Below are 21,786 nucleotides of genomic sequence, written 5' to 3' on the forward strand. Positions count from 1 at the left end.
TGCCGTTACCGTCTCGGTCTTCCGCCCTTATCGGACCGCGTGCCGAACAGATCCGAGTCCTCCCGGCTGCGTCGAACCCCCGCGCGGGATCATGTTCATTCGGATTTGAACGGCGGTGCGGTCATTCCGGCCTACAGCGCGGCCGTGTTCGGAGACAAATCATCTGGCCAGCTGCGGCGATAGCGGAGGGGTCTCTTTGAGCAGCGCGTGCGGATCCTCGAAGCACAGCTGCCACGGAACACCCGGCAAGACGAATTGTCCATCTTGCTGGGAAGGGGTCGCAAGAGTAGCGCCGAATAGGCTGCCCGCGTTCGTGGCAATAACCACACCATTCTGATCCAGGATGCAAGCGCCCGCTGGCAAGGAGAGCAGCAGCGGTTCGAAGTCTTCCTGGAGTTGCTTTACAAGGACATCAGCGGAAGCTACACCCACCATGCGGTCGTCCCGCCAGACGCCTTTGCTGAACGTAACGATGTACTCGTTTGAACCGCTCGCGTCGACGAAGGCCCCCGTTGCCTGGACCACGCCCTTTTCGGCTCGGTCGGTCGGCCACCACGGCGCGGTCGCAAAGTCGTAGTCCGTCCAGTCCATTGTCAGTCGCTGAACAGATTCCACGCCTGACGGCGCCGAACACCCGATAACCTCGGCTTCCCCAAAAACGGAGGGGTCAGTAATGAATCCCAGCGCGCAAATGTCGGGGAAGGCCTGTATCAAACTCTCGCGTGCGACAGCGTAGACACCCTGCAGCCGTTCAGATCTACCGGATTCAGAGTCCCCAAGGGCAGAAAGGGCGGCATCCTCGATCATCTGAATCGCCGCAGTGGCGGTCTTTCCAAGGTTGGCGGCAAAAACCTGAATATTTGCAATGGCATGTTGGGTCGCAACATTATCAACAGCGGCTGCGGTTTGGCCCATTCCCTTGGATATCCGAAGGTCGATCAACCGATTCATCTCCGCGCGCACATGGTCTTCTGCCAGAACACGGGCAAGCCGCGCATCCCTGTCGTCAATGGCGGCGACTATTGCTGCGTGTTCATCCGCGGCACTTGAGGGCGCGCTCTCGATCTGGCTATGCGCCCAGATAAGAACGCCCACCTCGGCCTGCATGGCCATTTCTTCCCGCGTCAGCCGGACAGATCGTGCGGCCGCTGCAACTTCCATGTGAAAGCGGCTGTCTGCCCGAGCCAAATCTGTGGGTTTCCGTGCCCCCCTAATTGCCTCCCCCAGGGAGGCAAGGCGCTGGAGGGGAACAAGTTGGCGGCGTTCTGCGGCGGCGGCAGCCGCCGAGCCGGCGAGGAAAGCGCGATACTCGCGGATGTCGCGTAGATCATCCAAGGAGTAAGTAGCCAACGCAGCCCGTTGTGCCTCCGTGAAATGCTCAGGGTTGGCTCTGACAAAACTTCCTCCCCCGTGGCCGCGCCGCGTTTCGAGGAGCCCGGAGTGCCGCAGTTGAGCCAAACCGGCCCTAAGGGTGATTGTCGAAACTCCCATACGAGAGGCGAGATCGCTCTCGCTCGGGAGCTGGAAGCCGTCTTCTAAGACACCAAGTTCTATTGCGTGGCGAAGACGGCGAGCAATCTCTTCACTGCGTTCGCCCGTGTCCAACGGCGCGAAGGCCAACTGTTCTCTCCAAGTCACCATCACACGCTACCCCTGCCGCTTGTTGTTCCAGCCAGAATATCAGAAGGGGGTTTGACATTTAAACTCAAATGTTTGTAGTCTGAGGACGTGATGAACCTAACAGCGTGATTCGTAAGACATCTCGGACGGTTCATCTTCAACTCGTCAGGGAGCAGCCACATGAAAACTGAAGCAACCTTCAGAGGCCGGATCGCCGAGACCCACACAGGCAGCCTCGCTTCAGAGCCGCGGGAGTCCCGACTCCCGGTTGCGCCAACGGCAGATAGTTGCGGCTCGGAACGGCCTCCGCGCCGTCGGCCTCAGAATCCATAACCACGACGCCAAGTGGCGCGACAGCGGTCTCAAGAGGCAGATTCCACGGAATCAGTGCCCTGGACGAAGAAATACACGAGAGGTGATTAATGTGAAAACCCTAGATCGGAAGGCTCCCATGGATCCGAAGACCTTGCGCTCTGTCCTTGGCCACTACCCCTCAGGGGTAACGGTAGTAACTGCTATGGACGGATCCGTGCCGGTCGGCTTCGCCTGCCAGTCTTTCCATGCTCTGTCCCTCGAACCCCCGATGGTGGTCATCCTGGTGGGTAAGCACTCGACCTCGTGGCCACGGATTCGCTCGGCCGAGACGTTCGCAATCAATGTGCTCTCCGAAGGCCAAGAGGCACTTTGCCGTTCCTTTGCAGTGAGCGGTGCTGACAAATTCGCCAGCGTGGAGTGGGCACCCAGCGACTACGAGGCACCCATTCTCGAGGGCAGCTCGGCATGGTTCGACTGCCAGCTTGAGTCTGAGTACGACGGCGGAGACCACCTCATCGTCACGGCGCGGATCCTGGACATGGGCACCGCCGAGGAGCGCACACCGCTCCTGTTCCACCGCGGTACGTTCCGCACGATGGCTACCGAAGACGTGGCTTCCTAAACAGGACTTCGGCCTCAATCAAAGGCACCGACGGAAGCCCGGTACCTTTTCAAGCTCTATTAGTCGGCTATGCGACGAACAGGCCAGCAAATACTGCTAACACCAGGAAATGCCAAGAGACAAGCTTGCGCTATAACACACGGCAACCGGGCAGTTGAAATAATGAGATTAATCGATCATAAATCGGCCCGGTCGCCACTTACATCTTGATACAAATCAGAATGTTTCAAGTTCGAAGATAAAAGATCTTCGTATTTATATTCAACAATGAAGGGATCGCCACAATGAGCGGACTTGAAGGACAGGTAGCATTTGTTACCGGCGCAAACACGGGGCAGGGAAAGGCTATCGCCATTGCCTTGGCACGCCAGGGCGCGGACGTAGTCGTCGCGGACCTTCAGGAAACACCGGGCACGGAAGACTGGGACACTCCCGGTCTGACCACCGTCCAGGCCATCGAAAAGGAAGGCCGCAGGGCGACCTTCATCAAGCTCGATGTCGGCGATGAAGCCGCGTTCGATGCAGCCGTCGAAGAGACAGTCGCAACTCTCGGACGTCTTGACATCATGGTCAACAACGCCGGTGTGGTTCGGGCTGCGGCTCGGCTGCATACGTTCTCCGCCGAGGACCTCGACTTCTGCTACCACGTCAACACCAGGGGTGCATGGAACGGCACCATGGCAGCAGTACGCCACTTCCTGGCGAACGACAAGCCCGGACAGGTTCTCCACACCGTTTCCACGGCAGGAATCAACCCCTACATGAACGAGGGCCCCTACGCGATGACCAAGGCCGCCACGGCTATGCTCGTCCGCAACGCCGCCGCTGAGTACGCTGCGAAGGGCATCCGAGTGAACGGTATCTGTCCGACTTTCGTGCGGACGGGCATGACTGCTTCCATTGCAGAGTTGGATACCTTCAAGGAATTCCTCCCGACGTTTATTCCGACGGGTCGCATGGCGGAGGTAACTGACATCGCCAATGCTGCCGTGTTCCTGACCTCGCCCGAGTCCAACTTCCTCACGGGCATTCTGCTGCCCGTCGATGGTGGAGAGTCCGTCTGCCGTCCCGAAGTTCCTGAGCTTACGTAGCCACCTCCTATACACCGCGCCGGGGTGCTTTCGGTTGGCTTCGCTTGTCGGAAGCATCCCGCATATCTCCATCCGGCCTGCTTGGGGCCGGTCGCTTAACCATCAAATAACCTTTGTCTAGGAGTCGACGTTCATGAAATTCGGTATGTTTACCGTCCCGATCAGCATCGAATATGCAGAGGGGAGGGAAACCGCAAAAGAGGTAATCGACTGGGACCTCCAGCAGGCGGAATGGGCAGATCAAGCAGGCATTGACGAAATGTACTTTGCCGAGCACTACACACTCGGTCACGAGCCCAGCCCTTCACCGGACGCCATGATCGCGGCCGCTTCCCAGCGCACCGAGAAGATTAAGCTTGGTGCCATGGCGCACTTGCTGCCGTATCACAACCCCGTCTCCCTGGCCTTCCGATCCATGTGGCTGGACCACATGTCCGGGGGCCGCTACATCGCGGGTTTCGCTCCCGGCGCCTATGCAAGCGACGCTCAGTTGTTCGGGACGGGCAAAAACAACGCCCGCATGCTTTCTGAGGGCCTGGACATCGTAGACGCCATCTGGACGCGAAAGGGTCCGTTCACTATTGACGGCGAGTTCTACAAGGTCGACATGCCGGCCTACGACGAAGCCATCGCTGGTCCCCACCTCACTCCGCTGCAGTCACCACGACCGACTGTTCTCATGACCGGCATGTCACCAAACTCCGGGACTCTGGCCGAAGCAGGACGCCGAGGGTTCTCACCTGTGAGCCAGCAGGTGAAGACCGATATCCTCAAGACCCACTGGGACACGTTCGCCAACGCCGCCACGTCGGCCGGTCACACTCCGGATAGGTCCGAGTGGCGTGTGGTGCGCGACTTCTTTGTGGCGGACACTGACGCCGAAGCTCGTGAAATCGCGCTCAGCTCCGGACTCGCCCGCCTCTGGGAAGGTTACCTCCTGCCCTCCTTCAAGAAGCTGGGACTATTCCCCTTCCTCGTGGGCGACACCCCTGAGGAAAAGGTCGACATCGAATACTTGGTCGATAACTTCTTCTTCGTAGGTTCCCCGGAGACAGTGGCGGAGAAAGTCCGGGCTCTCTACAACGAGCTGGGCGGCTTCGGCTACCTGTGCTTCAGCGGAGGTCCCTACCAGGACGCCATCCCGGCCTACAAGCGACACCTTGAGCTGTCCAGCGGGAAACTGCGGGAATTGCTTTCGGATCTGGACGGCAACAACTGAGCCTTGCCCTAGCGGTCTTCTTCTGAACACGATAGCTGTCACGGAAGTCCGCAGTAGCGCTAAGAGGCTCCGAAGCCCCCTGTGCTGGACGACGTGGTGAAGCCATGGACGCTGCTACCCGACCCAGATCGTCGCTATTTCCTCCATCGGGGGCCCTCGGCAGATCTAACCTGGCTGCCGAGGGCCTCCGCTCAAATGAGCCCTTCAATCTCGGGGTTCGTCACTGTCGCAACTGCACCACCGTTCCATAAACACTTCCCACCGCGCTTCAACGGAGGTGCCACTTGAATGAGAGATCCGAAAGCTATGAAAGTTCCTCTTCCTGAAGATTATCCGGGCGAGCCCCTGACGTCCGAGAAGCGGCGCGAGCTGTACCGCCTCATGGCTGCAGTTCGGCATCTCGATGAATCAGCTGTCTCGTGGCAGCGTCAGGGCCTGATTCCGGGCTATGCACCCCAACTCGGCCAAGAAGCCGCACAGGTGGGAAGCGGCTACGTCGTAGATCGCGAGCGTGACTTCGTCTTTCCCACCTACCGCGAAATGGGAGTGGCCCGGGCCGTAGGTCTGGACATGGTGGAATACATGTCGACCCACAAAGCCAGCTGGCATGGTGGTCTGTACAACCCATCAACGACGCACTTCGCCCCAATCCAAGCGGTGGTCGCAGGTTCACCCCTCCATGCCGTCGGCTGGGCTTTGGGCGCCAAGCTGGACAACACCGGAGGCGTGGCCCTTACCTACTTCGGCGACGGCGCCAGCTCACAAGGCGACATTCATGAAGCCATGAACTTCGCCTCTATCATGAAAGCCCCCGTTGTCTTCTTCGTTCAGAACAACGGATGGGCAATTTCCGTACCCACTGAGCGGCAGATCGCCGGCGGTTCGGTCGCAGCTCGAGCGTCGGGCTATGACATGGCCTCCATGAGCATCGACGGGAACGATGTGGAAGAGGTCGTTTGGGCCACTTCGCAGGCCTTTGCCTACGCACGAGCAGGAAATGGTCCTGTCCTGATAGAGGCCATGACATACCGCCGCGGACCCCATTCCACCAGTGACGATCCCGGACGCTACCGCAGCCTCGAGCAAGAAGCCGCAGCCTCCGTCCATGACCCCTTGAAGAAGATGAGAGAGCGGCTCCAAGCAGACGGCGTCGCGGACCAAGCATTTTTCGATGCAGTAGCTGCCGAAGCCCGTGCCGAAGAGGAACAGATCAGGGCAGGCGTGATCAGCCTTGAATCACGCCCCGGCAACGAGATGTTTGATTTCGTTTTCCAGGAACCCACCCTCCACCTCCAGAACCAGGCCCGCCAGTGGCGTGAGGAGTCCGAACATGTCTGATCAGACGCTCGAAAAAGCAACACAAAGCCAGACCGCGTCCTCAACAACCATGTCGATGCAGCAGGCCCTGAACCGAGCTCTCGATGAAACCCTCGAAGCCAACCCTCGCGCTCTGGTCTTTGGTGAGGACGTGGGCCTTCTTGGTGGCGTCTTCCGCATCACCGACGGACTGCAGAAAAAGCACGGTGAGAACCGCGTGTTCGACACGCCATTGGCCGAATCCGGAATCTTGGGCATGTCAGTAGGTCTTGCCATGGCGGGATTCCACCCAATTCCAGAGGTGCAGTTCGATGGGTTTGCATATCCAGCGGTAAACCAGATCATCTGCCAGGTGGCACGCATGAACTACCGAAGCCGTGGGACGATGCCGATGGGAATCACCTTGCGTGTGCCCAGCTTCGGTGGAATCAAGGCCCCTGAGCACCACGGTGAATCGCTTGAGGCGTTATTCGCCCACGTACCTGGGCTCAAAGTGGTTTCGCCGTCCGACCCTCACCAGGCATTTCACCTCCTCAAGCACGCCGCCACACGCCCGGACCCCGTGATCTTCATGGAACCCAAATCCCGCTATTGGCAAAAAGGACAAGTAGACACGGACAACGGCGGGGACCTCCAAGGTGCACGCGTAGTCCGGGAAGGTAAACACGCCACCCTCGTAGCTTGGGGGGCAATGGTCTCCCGCTGCCTTCAGACAGCCGAACTTGCCGCAGAAGATGGCATCGAACTCGAAGTTCTGGACCTCCGTTGGCTGAAGCCAATCGATGCGGCCGGCCTGGCCGCATCCATCAACAAGACCAAGCGAGCGGTAGTCGTCCACGAAGCACCCCTGACTGCGGGACTCGGGGCGGAGGTAGCTTCCCTTATCACCGAGCAATGCTTCAAGGTTCTTCGCGCTCCGGTGGAGCGCGTGACAGGTTTCGACGTCCCATACCCTTCGGGAGACCTCGAAGACGAATACATTCCGAACGTAGACCGGATTCTCTACGGAGTCCAAAGAGTATTGGAGTACCGACGTGGCTGAACTATCTTTCCCTCTCCCCGACCTAGGCGAAGGCTTGATCGACGCGACCGTTCTTGAATGGTTCGTTGCCGTCGGCGACCAAGTCGAACGTAACCAGCCCCTAGTGGAACTGGAAACCACGAAGTCGGCCATCGAACTACCTTCTCCCCAGGCCGGGAAGGTCGTCAGGATTTTCGGCGAGGCAGGGGACTCCATCAACGTCGGGGAACCCCTAATTGTCTTCGAGCTGCCCGATGACACCGCAGGCATCGTTGGTACGGTTCCCGTCGAAACTACGCCGAAACGACGTGTCCGGCTGACCAACGTCCCCGACGAAGACTAAATTCAGGCAGCGCGGACCTGTGTCGGCAAGGTCCGCGCTGCGTGGCCGAAAATCGGCCTGCGACACGAAAGGACGGACGCGGTGGGCGAAGAACTTTTTGTGAAAAACCCAATCGCTCACTCATCACTTCATGTGGAGGTCTATGAACCCCACGATGGTCGTGATGAGTTACAGTTTCCCCCTGTTCTCCTTATTCACGGTTACGCCTCCTCCGGAGACATGAACTGGAACAGGAGCGGATGGACTTCGGCGTTGACAAACGCAGGGAGGCTGGTGATAACGGTTGATCTACCGGGACACGGCCTCAGCGAGCCACCCGAAGATGACTACGCGTACCGCCCAAGCACGATCTGCTCCACTTTTTCCGAAATCGTTAGGGGCGTTCTCCAGCAGCACGCTCCCGTCCGGGAGCTGGCCCCGATTGTAGATGTGATTGGGTACTCGCTCGGATCGCGCCTCGCATGGCAATTTGCCGCTACTTACCCCGAACTGGTTCGACGCCTTGTAGTGGGAGCTCCGAGCCGCCACGACCCGTTTGCTGACTTTGATCATGAAGCGGCGGAACTTCACCTCACCAGCGGTCAAAGCCCAACGGATTCCACTACCGCTGAATTCCTAAGAATGGGACAAGCCGGGGCGGGAAATGACATCTCGGAGCTGCTGCGAATGATTCGACAGTTCCAATTGGAACCGTTCACGCCCTACGATGCCGTCCCGCAATCGCCTGTACTGCTCGTAGCCGGCGACCGCGACCCTTTGGCCGAGACCATGCCTGAACTCGCAGCCCTCGCACCAAGCCACGAAATCACCTGGCTCCCTTCGCGAAATCACACAAACGCCGTCAGCAGCCGGACCTTTAAGAATGCCGCCATCAAATTTCTTTCATGAACCGACGCCTTTCTGGAGCCTGATGGTTGCGTCGTGGCCAGGGCACTCCGGCGTATGGTCCGGTGCTGCAGGATCCATCCCCAAAATCAGACAGAGTCACCAGCATGGGAGGCCCACGTGACCAGCGACGGAAGCGCGCTTCGGCATGAGCAATTACTGATGCCTTACCCGAGTCTGCGGCCATTGAGACGCCGGCTTTCCGCCCCTACGGGCAGCCATTGCCCGGAAAGCGGTGACTGGTCGCCCCTAAGCTCGCCAGGCCATTCTCGTCGCATGTTTGAAGGTAGCCTCATGCCACCTTGGAACGATGCTCCTACGCTCTGGATCAGACACCCCAGTGGCGCCGCCTCGGATCCCGTTGACCCCGGCTCCTTCTGAACTGCCTCAAAGGGAAATGGCCTGGGATCCTCACTAACGCTGGATTAGGCAATGACGCCAACAGCCGAACTCATAGTGAACGGTTTCTCATACCACTGTGACGCCTTATCGCCACACCATTGTCCACCTCGCCGCCCGAGGCCAGTCAGCTCGTACTGTTCGCAGTGCCGCAGAACACCCGTCAGAGGGCTTGACGATAAGCACATTGACAGCAACAACCAGGAAGACACGGGGATGGAAAGACTACCGCAGGACTCGGAAGCACGAGCAGTCGACAGGTCAACCATTCCTCTGTCCAACACCGTTGTTGCCGTTGTCATCGAATGGCGTGGAAAAATAGCTCTTCTCAAACGAAGCCAGAACGTCCGTCACGACAAGGGTCTGTGGCATTGCATCACGGGATATTTGGAACCTGGGACAGCTCCCGTGCAACAGGCTCTTAACGAATTGGTCGAAGAAGCCGGGGTGCATGCGGAAACTCTGCTCGATTTTCGACCAGGACCCGCCCTAGTCATCACGACCGGTGCAGAGCCTTGGTTGATTCATACCTTCACTGCAGTGACGTCCCAGCGCCGGTTGAGAATTGACTGGGAGCATGACTCGTACCGTTGGATAGCACCCAATAAGGTGAAGCGATTTGGCAACCGCGTTGCCTGGCTCGACGACGTACTAGGACTGCGGATCAGCAACCGTTGAGAGTGACTGTACCTGCCCGGTGGAAGCCCCGAGCGCGCTGCCGGTTGAGCGCTGGGAGCGTGAGTTGATTGCTTTGTCACAAATTGCTGACGCACTGGAATGCGGCTTGGAGCAGCGTGATGGGACCATGGGCTACCGAAACGAGCGAGGGGACAGAGGCTACACCATGCTTGGCAGGAGACCGCTGGCGGTCGTGGATAGTCCTCCGACAGTGGGTCGACCGCCGTTCAAAGGACAAAGCGGATCCTGGTCCTGGGCGCACCGCCGGAGGGAGCATGGCAGTTAGCGCCGGCTACATACTGGTAGGGGATCGGGGCGTCCAGCCTAGGGCGTCCTAGGGTAACGTATTCAAGCACCAGCTTGGGATCCCCGAGTTATGGCCTTGAAACGAAAAAGCCCTACGCGCGGTGGCCCGACGTGTGCACCAAGAATCATGCGGCTGACAATCAAGTCCCAAATGGCCTGCCTGACGACGTTCCTTGGTGAATACAGGCAGTCCCCGACCATACCTTGTAAACCGGTGGCCGGGGACATCATCCTTTGATTTGCTGCATGATTCGATCTGCGCGGCGCTCCAACCACCGTCCGAGATGGAAGTTCTCGGACGGCTATTTAAGGTCCTCCAGAATGTCCGGAGATTGGGCAATCCGTTGGAATGCGTTCCCATACAGTTTCCCCACTTCTCGCAGGTCAGAGTCAGTGAGCGCCGTGGAGAGGTTCAGCATGCCACGGGTTGCCGCGTAGACTCCCTCAAGCATCAATGCCAGGTGCAAAGAACGGTGGAACTTGTATGGTTTGGCCGCTTCCTTAGCATTCTCCGGCACACGGTGCGGATGGATGTTCATGATGGAGCCGTCGCGAGTGACGACAACTTTAATTCCGGCAGCTGCTGCCCCATCCTCAATAGCGGAGGCCAGCTCACTTGCACCTGCATTCAGCCGTGAAATAGCGGCTGAATCGAGATAATCCAGAGTGGCACTGCCAGCAGCCGCAGCGGCCAGATGGCCGTTGAATGTGCCAGCGTGCTGGAGACCACCAACGGTATAAGGGGAAGTCGCGTCCAGGAGCTTCGCCCGACCGGCGACTGCCCCGATCGGGAAGCCGCCACCAATGATTTTTCCAATCAAAGTCAGGTCGGGACTCAGCCCCAGGTTTTCCTGGACGCCGTGGTAATTGTTGCGAAGCGACTGAATCTCGTCCAGAACGAAGAGCGCACCTTGGCTGTTCGCAACTTTCTGAGCGTGCTGGAGATACTCCTTCTTCCCGGGGATGACGCCACCGGCACCTTGAAACGGCTCCAGGAAAACGGCCGCAGTCCTTTCTGTGACCGCCTGCTCCAGCGCCTGGAGATCGTTGTAGGGGACGAGGACCACATTGGGTTCTCCCGGGAGAAGGGGCGCAACGGAACCGTGAAAGCCACCCTCGGCCATTACTATTTCCCGTCGGCCGGTGACGTGCCGTGCGATGCGCGCAGCCAAGGAGGATGCTTCACTCCCAGAGTTGGTAAAGCGGACAAGATCAGCCGACGACAGCCGGTCGAGAATCCTACGCGCCAGGTCTGTCTGTTCCGAGTGCACAGAAGCAAATGCGACGCCCTGATCCAATAGGGCTCGAACGGCATCCGAAGCCGGGCCAAAGGCATTTCCATGCACCAGCGATGTGTAGTTATTGAGTGCGTCAAAGTACTCGTGTCCATCCAGGTCGACCAGCATCTGTCCCCGGCCCAAACGGATCAGTGACGGGAACGGCTCGTAATGCGTCACGGACCTGGTCTGGCCGCCCGGCAACAGCCGTCGGGCCTTTTCGAATGCCTCTCGTGAACGAGGGCGCGTGGCCGTATATTCTTCGACGAGAGCCGGACTTAGCTCCGACGTTTCAAGAACATGCTGGGGGCTCGTGGTGGTCATGATGGTCCTTTCGATGTCGCTTCTGGAGACACCGGATTCTGGCGACGCCGGCTCCAATCGGATAATCGCCGTCAACGGTAAGCCGTGCTCTGCTCAGAACTGAGGGGGACCTGTCATTGGGTTCTGAAGCCCCCTCAGCCACTGCCGCGCACATTCAAACTGCACGGCAAGGCTTCTTGTTCATTGAACAATGATATCTTGTTCGGTGATGATGGCACAAGGGGTCGAGGCAACTTCTTGCGGACTCCCCGGCCTCTCGTGGCGGTGGTTGAAGAGGGGCGATTTGGTGTCTTGGTCACCCTGGAGTACGCATTGCTTGTCGCCGACGGGAGGCCAGCGGAAGCTCCTCGGCAATTCAATACCCGGGCATGCTTGAAGGGCCCGCTGCGAGTAAGCGCCTGAATCATTCGCAAAGCACCGATCCGCATAGCGGGCCCTTGAAACTTCGAGTGCTTCAAGGTATCCAGGATGGCAGTTGAATCTAACCTATTTGGCACTGCCGGCTGAGCCTTCCGGGCTCGGCGCCCTGCTGGAGGCAGAGCGCGACACGAATCAGCGTGCTACGTGTCCATCCGGACGGAATCATCCTGATGTTAAACGTCACCTCAAGAACTCAGAGCGGCGGTGGCGATGATGCTTCAGCCAACCGACTGCTCTTAGTTGAGCGCGGATGGACAGGCCCGCTTAGGAAGCCGCCGCGCTGGTCGGTGCAAAATCCGGGAACAGACCCTGACCAAACCTGTCACTGTCATCGGAGGATTCGAGCGAGAAGGAGCCACCTGCACTGGAAACGCCCTTTGTGGCATCCGCAGGATACACACGCTCGATTCCGTTGCGTTCATAACTTACAGCGGAAGAGCGCCGGCGCTTCATCGTGAGCCCCAGAAGCGTCGGACGAACTGGGTCCCGAGGGCGCCCCGTACATGACGGAGCCGGCCCTTCTCAACCCCCCGGGAATTCTGGGTGCCGCAGGGAAAGCCGCGGAATCTGAAGCTACTCACGTCTACTCCTTAACCTGGCCGGCGATCGATCTGAGCGAACCGGGGAGAATGATTGATGCCTTCAGATTACAGACATTTAAAATCAAATGTCAAGGGTCTGAGCTGAATCTAGCAAGACGGTTCCAGGAGAAGGGGTTGGCGTCGCCGTCGGCGCCCGCTCCCTTTGATCCCGGCGCGGTTCTCCAGATGTCGAGATGCCAGGCTGGGACCAGGGGAGGGGCCAGCGTGGTCACCATGCTGTGGCGCGTTGAAGCCTCGCCAGCCCTCAGCCACGACCTCGCCGGGGCGGCCACCGCGGCCGGTCAACGGGGCAGGACCATGAAGAATATTGCTACTGCAGCAATCATGAAGGCCGCAGCCTTAGCGGGCACGCCGGGGACAGCCGGAGTCTCGGACAGAAAACCACGCCCGCTCTTTTGCTGGCGCTCTGCAACTACTCCGAGGCAAAATAGCGCGCCAGCCAGAACAAGCAAAAAGAGCCCAAAAACTGAACCGAAATCACTGCTCATTAACGCCCGCCCTTCAAGATAAGTCTTCCCGTGCCACATAAGTGAGCCGGGCTCCCGTGGCGCAAGCCGTGGCGGCTACTGATGGCGCCGCTTGCGCAGAATTGTATGTAGTACAAGGACTCTTGTATAGCGTTTTTGTAAAAATGCTGCTGGATGACGCCTACCAAGCTTCGGTTAGGCAGAATCGCTGCACCTGGGAACTCGGGCTTTTTGCGCTGCCTCCAGGGGCGGGCGACGTCGCGTTGCTTGCGCACCGTCGAAGTGGCGACCTCTATTCATTCATGAGGCAAGAACTCTTGTACATGGGACAAGAATGTTGCATGCTGAGATGCACGCTGCCTTACACGCTGGCAGGGGACGGGCCGACCGCCAAACGACGCGTCCCAGCCTCTGGTTGTCTTCAACGACCCGTTGGTGGCTGCCAATTCACCTACAAATGGAGCCCTACATGTCCTTGGAATTTTCAAACACACCCGAAGTCCATGCCCCTCTCGGCACCTACAGCCATGTCGTTAAGACCCCTGCCGACGCCGGCCTTGTCTACATTTCAGGACAGGTGCCCGTGCGGCAGGACGGCACTTGGCCGAAATCCTTCGCCGAGCAGGCCGATCAGGTTTTTGCCAACCTCGCAGCCCACCTTGCCGCCGAGGGACTTACCCCCAGCGACGTCATTAAGGTCAACTCCTACATCGTCGACCATGAAGGCGATCCGGGCGCACTTCTCCGCGCCCGCACCAAGCACTTTGGTGATCACCTTCCAGCCGCAACCGGCATCCTCATCGCTGGGCTGATCAATCCTGAATGGAAGCTCGAAGCAGAGGTAATCGCCATCCGCCGCTAAAGCACACGCCAATCCAACACAGATTGTCGTCGACTTATTGGCCTAACCAGACCGGCATCCCTCCCTACTTCAGATGGACCTCATCGAAGTAGGGAGGGATAACCCGGGCTGGCGCCCAGGTGTCGCGCGAGCACTTGGAGTAGCCAACCGCGTCCCCTCGCCTCGGCGCACTCCTTCGTTCTTCACAGGTCTGCTACACATCCCGTGGGGAAATGGTCAGACACGTCGCTAGGTGCCATTTCTGCCTGCCTCGGATGAGTCGCCAATAGCTTCTAGGCCGCTTTATTGCCCTCCGCCACCCGGCCCAAAGGGGCCACCGGAGTGCCGCGCGTGCGTTTGGTGCCCTGGAGTCAGGTACATACCTAACGCTCATGCCATGAGCAGTGTCCGCAGGTGATTCCGGAGACCTTCAGCATCAAGTCCGTAGTGTTGAAGTAGTTCGGCATATGTTCCGGTTGTCACATGCTGATGGGGCAATCCAATGGAGTCATGTCGTACACCCAGGTGGCCAACCGTTTCGGCCACTGCAGCCGACAGGCCGCCTCGAACGTAGTGCTCCTCGATAGTGATGACATGCCCCGTCCGCAACACGGAACGGATGATGAGATCGGCGTCAATGGGCTCAACCGTTGGCATGCCGATGAGCTCCACTTCTATACCTTCGAAGGCTAGCTGCTCAGCTGCACGCATCACTTCTCCGGTAACTGTTCCGGTGCTGACCAGGGTTGCTCGGTCGCCGCCCCGGATCACTCTGCCTTTTCCGATGGTGAAAGGCTCCTGCGGGAACAAGTCGGGAATCAAGGGCCCCCCGATCCGCATATACACCGGTCCCTCGTGGGCGATCATGGCCTCCACCGCTGAACGGATTTCACCCGGGTCCTGAGGGGCAAGAACAACAACACCCGGGAGCATGCGGATGATCGCGTAGTCCTCAAGCGAATGATGAGTGGGGCCAAAGTCGGAATACGTCATCCCACCGTTGCGTCCGACGATTTTGACGTTTTGTCGCATGTAAGCGACGTCATTCCGAAACGCTTCGTAATTCCTGGTAGTCACAAAGGCGGCAATCGCGGCAAATACGGGCACGCGCCCAGTTGTCGCAAGTCCTGCAGCTACGCCCGTTGCACCGTGCTCCTGGATGCCTAACTCAAGGTATCTTTCAGGGTAGAGCTCTTTGAACTTTCCGAAGCCAGATGATGCGCCGCTGTCGGCTGAGAGCACCACGACGCGCTCGTCGTTGGCGGCGATTGTTGTAACTGCTTCTCCAAGCGTCTTTCTTGGGTCTATGAGAGATGTGGTCATCGCAGGCCCACAGCCCCAACCAGCCCGGCAAGGCGACCGCGCATCTCGTCCTCAGCTTCTGCACATTCGGCCGGGCTGGGCTTCCAATAGTGGGATTCCGTTTTGCCCTCCAGGTATCGAAGGCCCTTGGCCTTGGTGGTTCTTGCCACAATCACAGTGGGTGCGTCCTGACTCTCGGAACTTGCATTGAGAGCAGTGACGACGTCGTTCATGTCGTTCCCGTCAATGGTGCGGACGTTCCACCCAAACGCTTCAAACTTGTCGCTGATAGGCTCCATGTTCATCACCTCGTTCGTGGGCCCGCTGATCTGAAGATCGTTGACGTCAACAAATGCGACGAGGTTGTTCAATTGGTGATGTGCGGCGATGGATGCTCCCTCCCAATTGGAGCCCTCCGGCAATTCGCCGTCACCCAGGACGGTGAACACGCGTGCATCCGAGTTGGCCATCTTCAGGCCAAGTGCCATGCCGGCGGCAATCGCCAGGCCATGACCAAGAGCACCTGTATTTGCTTCAACACCGGGCAGTTTATGCATGTCCGGGTGGCCTGCGAGGCGACTCATGAAGCCACCGTAAGTGTCCAGCAGCTCGACATCGAAGTAGCCCCGCCGCGCAAGCACTGCGTACTGTGCCATCGCTTTATGACCTGCCGACAGCAGGAATCGATCCCGCCCAGGGTCCGTGGCTCGTTCCGGGTCGACGTTCATCGTATGAAAGTAGAGGGCAGTAAGAATGTCGATGCACGACAACGCCCCGCCGAGATGTCCTGATTTGCCGGCCCGAAGCATGCGAAGTACAAGAAGACGCGCCTGAGCAGCCTCGACCTCCAAAGCGGATATTTCCTTATTCATGCGCGAGCCTCTCCTCGTAACGGTGCAGTTCGGCCAACTTTGGGGCACTACGCTCCGAGGGCTCGTAAGCAACTCCCAAATACCCTGCGAGAATCTTCTTTGCTGACTCTGGGCCCGTAATCTGCGCGCCGAGCGCGACCATATTGGCATTGTTACTTAGCTGCGCTCGTTCAGCCTGATATGCATCAGTCAGCAGAGCGCAGTACGCACCCTTTACCTTGTTGGCCGCAATGGAGACGCCGATCCCTGTACCGCAGAGAACAACACCTCGATCCACTTCCCCGCGCGCGGTGCTTTCAGCCACGTCAATGGCGGTCCGCGGGTAAAGCGGATCCTCGGATCCGAAGTCGCGGACTTCATGACCAAGATCAATCAGGTAATGAACGAGAACTTCCTTAAGCTCCCTTGCATTCGGGTCACATCCAATGCCGACCAGCACAGCAGCCTCCTAGACTTGTATAGTGTTGTATAGCCTAGTTGGGTATCTTAGAATTGGATAGGGGACCAGGCCAACAGGTTCGCAATTTTTAACTGCTCGCCCGCGGCCTCGGACACCAGGGCGGTGTTTCGGGGGACGTCGAATAAGATGGCTAAGCGGACAAGGCGAAGGTGTGCACCATCGGCTTCAGATGCCCCAAAGTAAAGGTGCACCGCCAGGATGAAGGCCCGCACAGTGGGTCGGTCTCCAGACCCGTCCCGCCCTGCACTTGCTGGACGCAGCGAGCTGGGGTTTATGCCTCGAAGGCTGGCTAACGACGACAGCGATTCTAATGTGATCGGGTTTCCGTCGGCTGGCAGCAGGGGACTGGTGGGCATGTCGCCGCCAGAGCGGCCCCTACACGGCCGAGAAGAAGTAACCTCCCGGAAGACCTCGCGCCTCTGCTCGAGGGGCGATCCGGCTGGCCCTTATGGTTGTTTAGGTGAGTTGATAATCAAACTTCAGCCGCATGGTATCGCCGCGGAAAACAATTGTGGAGTACTCAAAGACGGCTCCGGACTTGTCCGAAATAACATCGGTCAGTCGAAGTGCTGGATCGCCGCGGCGCAACTCCAGGTACTTGGCATCGGTCACGTCGACAGCGACAGCCTCGAGATCCTCCTCAACGTTCTTCATGGGAAGTTGATAATGCGTCTCGAGAACCTTGCAGAGTTGCTCATTTACAACGTCGTGCTGGTCCAACAGGGGAGCCAGTTTCGCGGGAACGTAGGACCGGTGAACACTGAGCGGCTTGCCGTCTACTGAACGCAAACGGACAATCGCGTAGACCTCATCTTCGGAACCTAAACGAAGGCGCTCCCTGACACGGTTGGGCGCAGGCACACGCTCCAGGCTGATGAGTTGCGTTGTCGTGTCGTATCCGAGCGCCTCGAGCTGTTCCCGGATTCCCTTGTATGCGGGCGAAACCGCACTGATTTTGGATGGCGCCACATACGTCCCCTTACCCGGCACGCGAACCAAAACACCCTCACTGGTGAGTTTGTTAAGCACGCCTCGAACAGTCATCCGGCTCAACCCGTAAATCCGGTTCAGCTCATTCTCCGACGGAATCCGCTCACCCGGGGCCCACTCGCCTGCAGAGATCTTCGCATACAAGATGTCTTCAAGTTGCTGGTAAAGCGGCACGGCAGAGTTGCGCTCAATCAAGTCAGTCATCAGGTTTCGCCTCCTTAATAAGCCATCCTAGCCGCAAAGAAGGGCGTTGTACTTTCCGGTATGTACTTGTATAGTGAGGTCCCAGTTCGCACGTGACCTGTATCTCAGGTGAGATGCGCCGTTGGGGCGATGTTCAAAGAAAAAGGTTGACAAAAATGGTCGTATCAACAGCGAAGTTGACGGAGAAGGCGCGGGACGACGGGTACGCAGTACCGGCCGTCAACGTATTCGACGAAGTAAGTATGAGAGCCGTGGTAGACGCGGCGGAAGACGCTCGCTCACCCATGATCGTACAGGTGTCCGTGAAGACAGTCCGTACCGTTGGCACAGCTCTTCTCACAGCCACATTTAAGGCTGTTACACGTGATGTGAAGGCGCCCATAGCCCTTCATCTCGATCACTGTCCTGACCGCTCCATCATTGACGAAGTGGTGGCAGCCGGATGGTCTTCCGTACTGTTCGATGCCTCTGACCGGGATCTGGGCGAGGCCGAACGTGAAACCGCGGAGGTGGTCGCGCAAGCGCATGCCGCGGGAGTTGACGTGGAGTCAGAGATTGAGAACATCCTCGGAGTAGAGGATGGCATTGGGTCAGATGAGGCAAAACACTCGTACAGCATCGAGCAGTTGGCGGCCGTCGCCCGGCGCACAGGCGCGGACCTGCTCGCCCCTCAACTTGGGACCAGCCACGGCGCATTCAAGACGCCGCCTGCGCTGTTGCCCGAACGCGCCTTGGCTTTGGGCAAGCTCACAGACCGGCCAATTGTGCTCCATGGCGGCACAGGACTGACTGCGAAGGATTTCAGGTCGTTCATCGACGCCGGGGTATCAAAAATCAACATTTCCACGGCCGTCAAACACGCATACATGAAGGCTGCGGCAGAGCACTTGGACGAAGCCCGGCGCCTGGACAAGTGGGACCCGCCAAGTCTTTTCAAGGCAGCATCTTCGGCCATTCGGGAAGAGATTAAAGAACACATCGAGTGGTTCGGGGCCGCGGGGCAGGCGGGGAAGGGCGTCGGGGAGAAGGTGAACCAACGATGAGCGGCGCGTTGATCTTTGACTGCGACGGCGTCCTTTCAGACACCGAGCGCGACGGTCATCTTCCGGCCTTCAATGCTACATTTGAGCATTTCGGGCTCCCGGTCCGCTGGAGCGAGGAAGACTATGCCCAGGTGCTGGCAATCGGCGGTGGTAAAGAACGACTTGCTGCCCTGCTGACACCAGAGTTCGTCGCAAAGGCCGGACTCCCGGACGATAGCGAGCATCAGCGCGAGCTTATTGGGAAATGGCACCGGGAGAAGACGGCACGCTACACCGCTATGGTGCGGGAAGGAAAGCTGCCGCCGCGACACGGCATTGCGCGGCTGGCGGCGGAGGCCAACGCCGCGGGATGGAAGCTCGCCGTGGCATCCACTTCCGCCGAGGAGTCCGTTCGCGCAGTACTTGAACACGCGGTAGGGGCTAACATGGCCAAGCAATTCTCTGTGTTCGCTGGTGATGCGGTCACTTCCAAGAAGCCAGCCCCCGACATCTACCTACTCGCCCTCCACGAACTAAACGTGCGAAGCGTTGACGCGGTTGCGGTTGAGGACAGTGCCAACGGACTCAGAGCAGCACTTTCTGCAGGCCTAACGACGGTTGTCACCCAAAGCAGCTACACGGCTGAAGAAAACTTCAGCGGTGCGGCGCTTGTCGTCGACACACTCGGTGACATGCCTGAACACCCCGCTTCGGTAATAGATAACCCTCACGGAATCGGCCTCAACGGAGAGGTGTCATTTGCTGATCTGCTCCGTCTCCGTACCGCCGCTACTATCCCTGCCCTCTCTTAGGAGCCTGACATGAGCAATGACGCCACGTCCATCACACGGAATACCACCCGCCTCGAAGAGGTCGTGAAGACAATCGCACAGACGTGCGTGGAGAACGAAAGCTACTTCTGCGATCTGGACGCGGTCGCCGGCGATGGCGACTTCGGCTATTCGCTGGCCAGGGGTTTCGAAAACGTGCTGTCTGAGTGGGACGGGTACGATCGCTCTGACCTTGGAACATTTCTGTCAAAAGTGGCTCTAACCATGAGCAGCAGGATCGGCGGGACATCCGGACCCATTTGGGGAACGGCCTTCCTTCGTGCGGCCACCGTAGCCAGGGGAAAGCATGACCTCGCAGGAGCGGACGCTGTCATGATGTTGAGAGCGGCGATTGACGGTATCAAGGCCAGGGGTGGGGCGGATGTAGGGGACAAGACACTTCTGGACGCCCTTGTCCCCATGACGGACGCAATCGAAGCTGCCATAGCTGCCGGGGAAGACTCAAAATCCATCGCCGCCCGCGCGGCCCGTGTAGCCCGTGAGGCCGCAGAAGCAACCAGCAGCCTGACTGCCCGGCGCGGCCGGGCCTCGTATACGGGTGAGCGAAGTGTAGGCTCGCCCGACCCTGGCGCGATTGCCATCGCCGTGCTTTCCGAGCGCATCTCAGACAAGTGGTAACAAAACGCAGCCGCACGCTAGTCACAATGAAGTGAAGGAAACAGACGCATGAAAAAGTTCATCAACGACCCCAAGAAATTCATTCCGGAGATGCTTCAAGGTATCGCCCTGGCCAACCCGGAGACCCTTACCTACATCCCGGAATACAACCTCATCATGAGGGCTGACGCTCAAAAACACGACAAGGTCGCAATCGTTCAGGGATCGGGCTCCGGGCACGAGCCAGCCCACGTTTTGGCCGTCGGCAAGGGGATGCTGGACGCGGCTTGTCCCGGCGATGTCTTTGCCGCACCGCCTACAGAGTACGTACTCGAAGCAGCCCGACGAGTAGCCACCGAAAAGGGCGTACTCCTTCTGGTCAATAACTACACCGGCGACAAAATGGCCTTCGAAATGGCCGAAGAGCTGGCATCGGCAGAAGGAATTAAGGTCCGTACCCTCTTCATTAATGACGACGTCGCCGTTGAGGACTCCCTCTATACCATTGGACGACGAGGAGTGGCTGGCAACTTCTTCGTAATGAAAGCGGTGGGGGCAGCGGCGGAGGCCGGCGCCGACCTGGACGAAGTCGTCCGTATCGGAGAAAAAGTCAATGCGGCAACGCGAACGATGGGCGTCGCGCTCACAGCGTGCACCCCGCCGGCAAAAGGATCCCCGCTATTTGAAATCGGCGAAGACGAAATGGAAGTGGGCGTAGGTATCCACGGCGAACCAGGCCGCCGACGCGCCAAAATTGAACCAGCTGACCGGATCGTGGACGAACTGCTCAACGCCATAGTCCCCGACCTTCCATTTACCCAGGGTGACGAGGTCGCACTCATGGTCAACGGGCTCGGCGGCACCCCCATCAGTGAGCTCTACGTCCTGTATGGAACCGCGCACTCCCGCCTCGAAGGACAAGGAATCAGCGTAGGCCGCAGCTACGTTGGCGAATACTGCACGGCCCTGGACATGGCCGGGGCATCCATTACGCTCGTGCAACTCGACGACGAGATCAAATCACTTCTCGCAGCACCTGCGGAGATTGCCGCACGCGTGTTCTGAGAGAACCCATAAAGTCCTGATCGATCTAAAAGGCGAACGACGCAGGGCGCTCGGAAGGACCACGGCTTAGGCCCTGCACCTTCTTCAAGATGGCTGGGAACGGGGACCGTTCCCAGCCATCTTCGCGCGCCTGAGGAAACTGGTAGCTGCGACCAGTACCAAGAAGACTGTCACCCGCCGTTAGCCGTGTCCCTGTGGTGAACTCCATGAGTAATTGAGGCGAACACCACAAAAACTATTGACAGCCTCCATTTGGACAAGAATACTTGTTCGTAGCACAAGAGAAGCCGTGGATGACACAAAGAACTCGGCCGGGTCGCACCTAGCTAGCGATCCAACCTCTTCTGAGCCCGAGCGACGCGCGGCAAAACCCAGCCTGCATCTACGGTCACTGACCCCAGACGCGAGGTCCGGACTTCTGATGGGCCGTCGCTTCAACCACACCCCAACCAGCCCTACACGATTTCAGCGCAACACGCAGAAGGACCCGCGTGGTGTTTGATCCCCGGAGGAACCTTGAATACAAATACAGATACGGCCATCAAGGCTAATCCCGGGCCGTTGGCTGGTTCGGTGTCGACGGCTCCGCCCCGTACCAAACTCAAAGGTCGGATGGGGATTTTGGCGTTGCTGTTCACGGTGATGGCCTTTAATGCTCCGTTGGCTTCGGTGGTTT

General features: G+C 58.6%; 21 protein-coding genes. 13 read left to right on the forward strand and 8 right to left on the reverse strand.

The genetic code is table 11. From position 1 onward, the window contains the following. Positions 1-159: 159 nt before the first annotated feature. Entirely contained in the window at positions 160-1,620 is a 1,461-nt protein-coding gene (locus tag ACIPY2_RS21515) for an FCD domain-containing protein (RefSeq protein ID WP_400268440.1), read from the reverse strand. A gap of 424 nt (positions 1,621-2,044) precedes the next feature. On the opposite strand from ACIPY2_RS21515, the gene ACIPY2_RS21520 reads away from it, so the two are divergent. The 8 genes from ACIPY2_RS21520 (at position 2,045) to ACIPY2_RS21555 (ending at position 9,510) form a co-directional block, all read left to right on the forward strand. After that, positions 2,045-2,557 carry a flavin reductase family protein gene (locus tag ACIPY2_RS21520; RefSeq protein WP_400268441.1) on the forward strand — a complete coding sequence of 171 codons (513 nt, stop codon included), beginning with the start codon at positions 2,045-2,047 and terminating at the stop codon, positions 2,555-2,557. 284 nt (positions 2,558-2,841) lie between these two features. After that, positions 2,842-3,648: an SDR family oxidoreductase gene (locus tag ACIPY2_RS21525; protein WP_110543739.1), complete on the forward strand. Its 807-nt coding sequence runs from the start codon at positions 2,842-2,844 to the stop codon at positions 3,646-3,648. A 133-nt stretch (positions 3,649-3,781) separates the two neighbouring features. Then, a complete protein-coding gene (locus ACIPY2_RS21530; protein WP_400268442.1) occupies positions 3,782-4,867 on the forward strand; it encodes an LLM class flavin-dependent oxidoreductase in 1,086 nt (361 codons plus the stop codon). 306 nt (positions 4,868-5,173) lie between these two features. Next, positions 5,174-6,205, forward strand: a complete 1,032-nt coding sequence (locus ACIPY2_RS21535) for a thiamine pyrophosphate-dependent enzyme (RefSeq protein ID WP_400268443.1) — start codon at positions 5,174-5,176, stop codon at positions 6,203-6,205. After that, positions 6,198-7,226 (forward strand): alpha-ketoacid dehydrogenase subunit beta, encoded by a 1,029-nt coding sequence (locus ACIPY2_RS21540; RefSeq protein WP_400268444.1) that lies wholly within the window; start codon positions 6,198-6,200, stop codon positions 7,224-7,226. The genes ACIPY2_RS21535 and ACIPY2_RS21540 overlap by 8 nt, the downstream gene beginning before the upstream one ends. Beyond that, complete coding sequence (locus ACIPY2_RS21545) at positions 7,219-7,548, forward strand: biotin/lipoyl-containing protein (protein ID WP_400268445.1); 330 nt, start codon at positions 7,219-7,221, stop codon at positions 7,546-7,548. The genes ACIPY2_RS21540 and ACIPY2_RS21545 overlap by 8 nt, the downstream gene beginning before the upstream one ends. Before the next feature lie 81 nt (positions 7,549-7,629). Beyond that, positions 7,630-8,436 carry an alpha/beta fold hydrolase gene (locus ACIPY2_RS21550; protein WP_400268446.1) on the forward strand — a complete coding sequence of 269 codons (807 nt, stop codon included), beginning with the start codon at positions 7,630-7,632 and terminating at the stop codon, positions 8,434-8,436. A 612-nt stretch (positions 8,437-9,048) separates the two neighbouring features. Beyond that, the gene (locus ACIPY2_RS21555; protein WP_400268447.1) at positions 9,049-9,510 is read left to right on the forward strand and encodes an NUDIX domain-containing protein; all 462 of its coding nucleotides are present in this window, start codon (positions 9,049-9,051) and stop codon (positions 9,508-9,510) included. A 608-nt stretch (positions 9,511-10,118) separates the two neighbouring features. On the opposite strand, the gene ACIPY2_RS21560 is transcribed toward ACIPY2_RS21555, so the two are convergent. Together ACIPY2_RS21560 and ACIPY2_RS21565 are read right to left on the reverse strand one after the other, a co-directional pair. Then, complete coding sequence (locus ACIPY2_RS21560) at positions 10,119-11,417, reverse strand: aminotransferase class III-fold pyridoxal phosphate-dependent enzyme (RefSeq protein ID WP_400268448.1); 1,299 nt, start codon at positions 11,415-11,417, stop codon at positions 10,119-10,121. 1,303 nt (positions 11,418-12,720) lie between these two features. Then, on the reverse strand, positions 12,721-12,927 hold the full coding sequence (locus ACIPY2_RS21565) for a hypothetical protein (RefSeq protein WP_400268449.1): 207 nt from the start codon (positions 12,925-12,927) through the stop codon (positions 12,721-12,723). 448 nt (positions 12,928-13,375) lie between these two features. Here ACIPY2_RS21565 and ACIPY2_RS21570 point away from each other — a divergent pair, with 448 nt between their 5' ends. Then, the gene (locus ACIPY2_RS21570) at positions 13,376-13,768 is read left to right on the forward strand and encodes a RidA family protein (RefSeq protein ID WP_400268450.1); all 393 of its coding nucleotides are present in this window, start codon (positions 13,376-13,378) and stop codon (positions 13,766-13,768) included. Positions 13,769-14,137: 369 nt separating this feature from the next. On the opposite strand, the gene ACIPY2_RS21575 is transcribed toward ACIPY2_RS21570, so the two are convergent. The 4 genes from ACIPY2_RS21575 to ACIPY2_RS21590 all read right to left on the reverse strand — a co-directional run bounded on the left by ACIPY2_RS21575 (position 14,138) and on the right by ACIPY2_RS21590 (position 17,575). Next, positions 14,138-15,070 (reverse strand): transketolase family protein, encoded by a 933-nt coding sequence (locus ACIPY2_RS21575; RefSeq protein ID WP_400268451.1) that lies wholly within the window; start codon positions 15,068-15,070, stop codon positions 14,138-14,140. After that, positions 15,067-15,921, reverse strand: coding sequence for a transketolase (locus tag ACIPY2_RS21580; RefSeq protein ID WP_400268452.1), 855 nt, complete (start codon positions 15,919-15,921; stop codon positions 15,067-15,069). Before ACIPY2_RS21580 ends, ACIPY2_RS21575 begins: the two co-directional genes overlap by 4 nt. Continuing rightward, positions 15,914-16,360, reverse strand: coding sequence for an RpiB/LacA/LacB family sugar-phosphate isomerase (locus ACIPY2_RS21585; RefSeq protein ID WP_400268453.1), 447 nt, complete (start codon positions 16,358-16,360; stop codon positions 15,914-15,916). The genes ACIPY2_RS21580 and ACIPY2_RS21585 overlap by 8 nt, the downstream gene beginning before the upstream one ends. A 477-nt stretch (positions 16,361-16,837) precedes the next feature. Next, the gene (locus ACIPY2_RS21590) at positions 16,838-17,575 is read right to left on the reverse strand and encodes a GntR family transcriptional regulator (protein ID WP_400268454.1); all 738 of its coding nucleotides are present in this window, start codon (positions 17,573-17,575) and stop codon (positions 16,838-16,840) included. A gap of 92 nt (positions 17,576-17,667) precedes the next feature. Between ACIPY2_RS21590 and ACIPY2_RS21595 the strand changes: the two genes are divergently transcribed. Genes ACIPY2_RS21595 through dhaK form a run of 4 tightly spaced genes read left to right on the forward strand, consistent with a single transcriptional unit; the run spans position 17,668 to position 21,110 of the window. Beyond that, positions 17,668-18,618, forward strand: a complete 951-nt coding sequence (locus tag ACIPY2_RS21595; protein ID WP_400268455.1) for a class II fructose-bisphosphate aldolase — start codon at positions 17,668-17,670, stop codon at positions 18,616-18,618. Further along, complete coding sequence (locus ACIPY2_RS21600) at positions 18,615-19,409, forward strand: HAD-IA family hydrolase (RefSeq protein WP_400268456.1); 795 nt, start codon at positions 18,615-18,617, stop codon at positions 19,407-19,409. Before ACIPY2_RS21595 ends, ACIPY2_RS21600 begins: the two co-directional genes overlap by 4 nt. A 9-nt stretch (positions 19,410-19,418) precedes the next feature. Then, complete coding sequence (gene dhaL / locus ACIPY2_RS21605; RefSeq protein ID WP_400268457.1) at positions 19,419-20,066, forward strand: dihydroxyacetone kinase subunit DhaL; 648 nt, start codon at positions 19,419-19,421, stop codon at positions 20,064-20,066. A gap of 48 nt (positions 20,067-20,114) precedes the next feature. Further along, on the forward strand, positions 20,115-21,110 hold the full coding sequence (gene dhaK / locus ACIPY2_RS21610) for a dihydroxyacetone kinase subunit DhaK (protein WP_400268458.1): 996 nt from the start codon (positions 20,115-20,117) through the stop codon (positions 21,108-21,110). Between the two features lie 455 nt (positions 21,111-21,565). Here the strand turns inward: dhaK and ACIPY2_RS21615 are convergent. Then, a partial coding sequence (locus ACIPY2_RS21615) for a hypothetical protein (RefSeq protein WP_400268459.1) occupies positions 21,566-21,786 on the reverse strand: 221 nt, incomplete at its 5' end.

This window comes from Paenarthrobacter sp. NPDC089675, assembly GCF_044749185.1.
Taxonomy (GTDB): domain Bacteria; phylum Actinomycetota; class Actinomycetes; order Actinomycetales; family Micrococcaceae; genus Arthrobacter.

Coding starts and splice junctions, on each gene's coding strand:
- ACIPY2_RS21525 (WP_110543739.1), top strand. CDS start 2,842: ATGAGCGGACTTGAAGGACAGGTAGCATTTGTTACCGGCGCAAACACG.
- ACIPY2_RS21530 (WP_400268442.1), top strand. CDS start 3,782: ATGAAATTCGGTATGTTTACCGTCCCGATCAGCATCGAATATGCAGAG.
- ACIPY2_RS21535 (WP_400268443.1), top strand. CDS start 5,174: ATGAAAGTTCCTCTTCCTGAAGATTATCCGGGCGAGCCCCTGACGTCC.
- ACIPY2_RS21540 (WP_400268444.1), top strand. CDS start 6,198: ATGTCTGATCAGACGCTCGAAAAAGCAACACAAAGCCAGACCGCGTCC.
- ACIPY2_RS21555 (WP_400268447.1), top strand. CDS start 9,049: ATGGAAAGACTACCGCAGGACTCGGAAGCACGAGCAGTCGACAGGTCA.
- ACIPY2_RS21560 (WP_400268448.1), bottom strand. CDS start 11,417: ATGACCACCACGAGCCCCCAGCATGTTCTTGAAACGTCGGAGCTAAGT.
- ACIPY2_RS21565 (WP_400268449.1), bottom strand. CDS start 12,927: ATGAGCAGTGATTTCGGTTCAGTTTTTGGGCTCTTTTTGCTTGTTCTG.
- ACIPY2_RS21570 (WP_400268450.1), top strand. CDS start 13,376: ATGTCCTTGGAATTTTCAAACACACCCGAAGTCCATGCCCCTCTCGGC.
- ACIPY2_RS21575 (WP_400268451.1), bottom strand. CDS start 15,070: ATGACCACATCTCTCATAGACCCAAGAAAGACGCTTGGAGAAGCAGTT.
- ACIPY2_RS21580 (WP_400268452.1), bottom strand. CDS start 15,921: ATGAATAAGGAAATATCCGCTTTGGAGGTCGAGGCTGCTCAGGCGCGT.
- ACIPY2_RS21590 (WP_400268454.1), bottom strand. CDS start 17,575: ATGACTGACTTGATTGAGCGCAACTCTGCCGTGCCGCTTTACCAGCAA.
- ACIPY2_RS21600 (WP_400268456.1), top strand. CDS start 18,615: ATGAGCGGCGCGTTGATCTTTGACTGCGACGGCGTCCTTTCAGACACC.
- dhaL (WP_400268457.1), top strand. CDS start 19,419: ATGAGCAATGACGCCACGTCCATCACACGGAATACCACCCGCCTCGAA.
- dhaK (WP_400268458.1), top strand. CDS start 20,115: ATGAAAAAGTTCATCAACGACCCCAAGAAATTCATTCCGGAGATGCTT.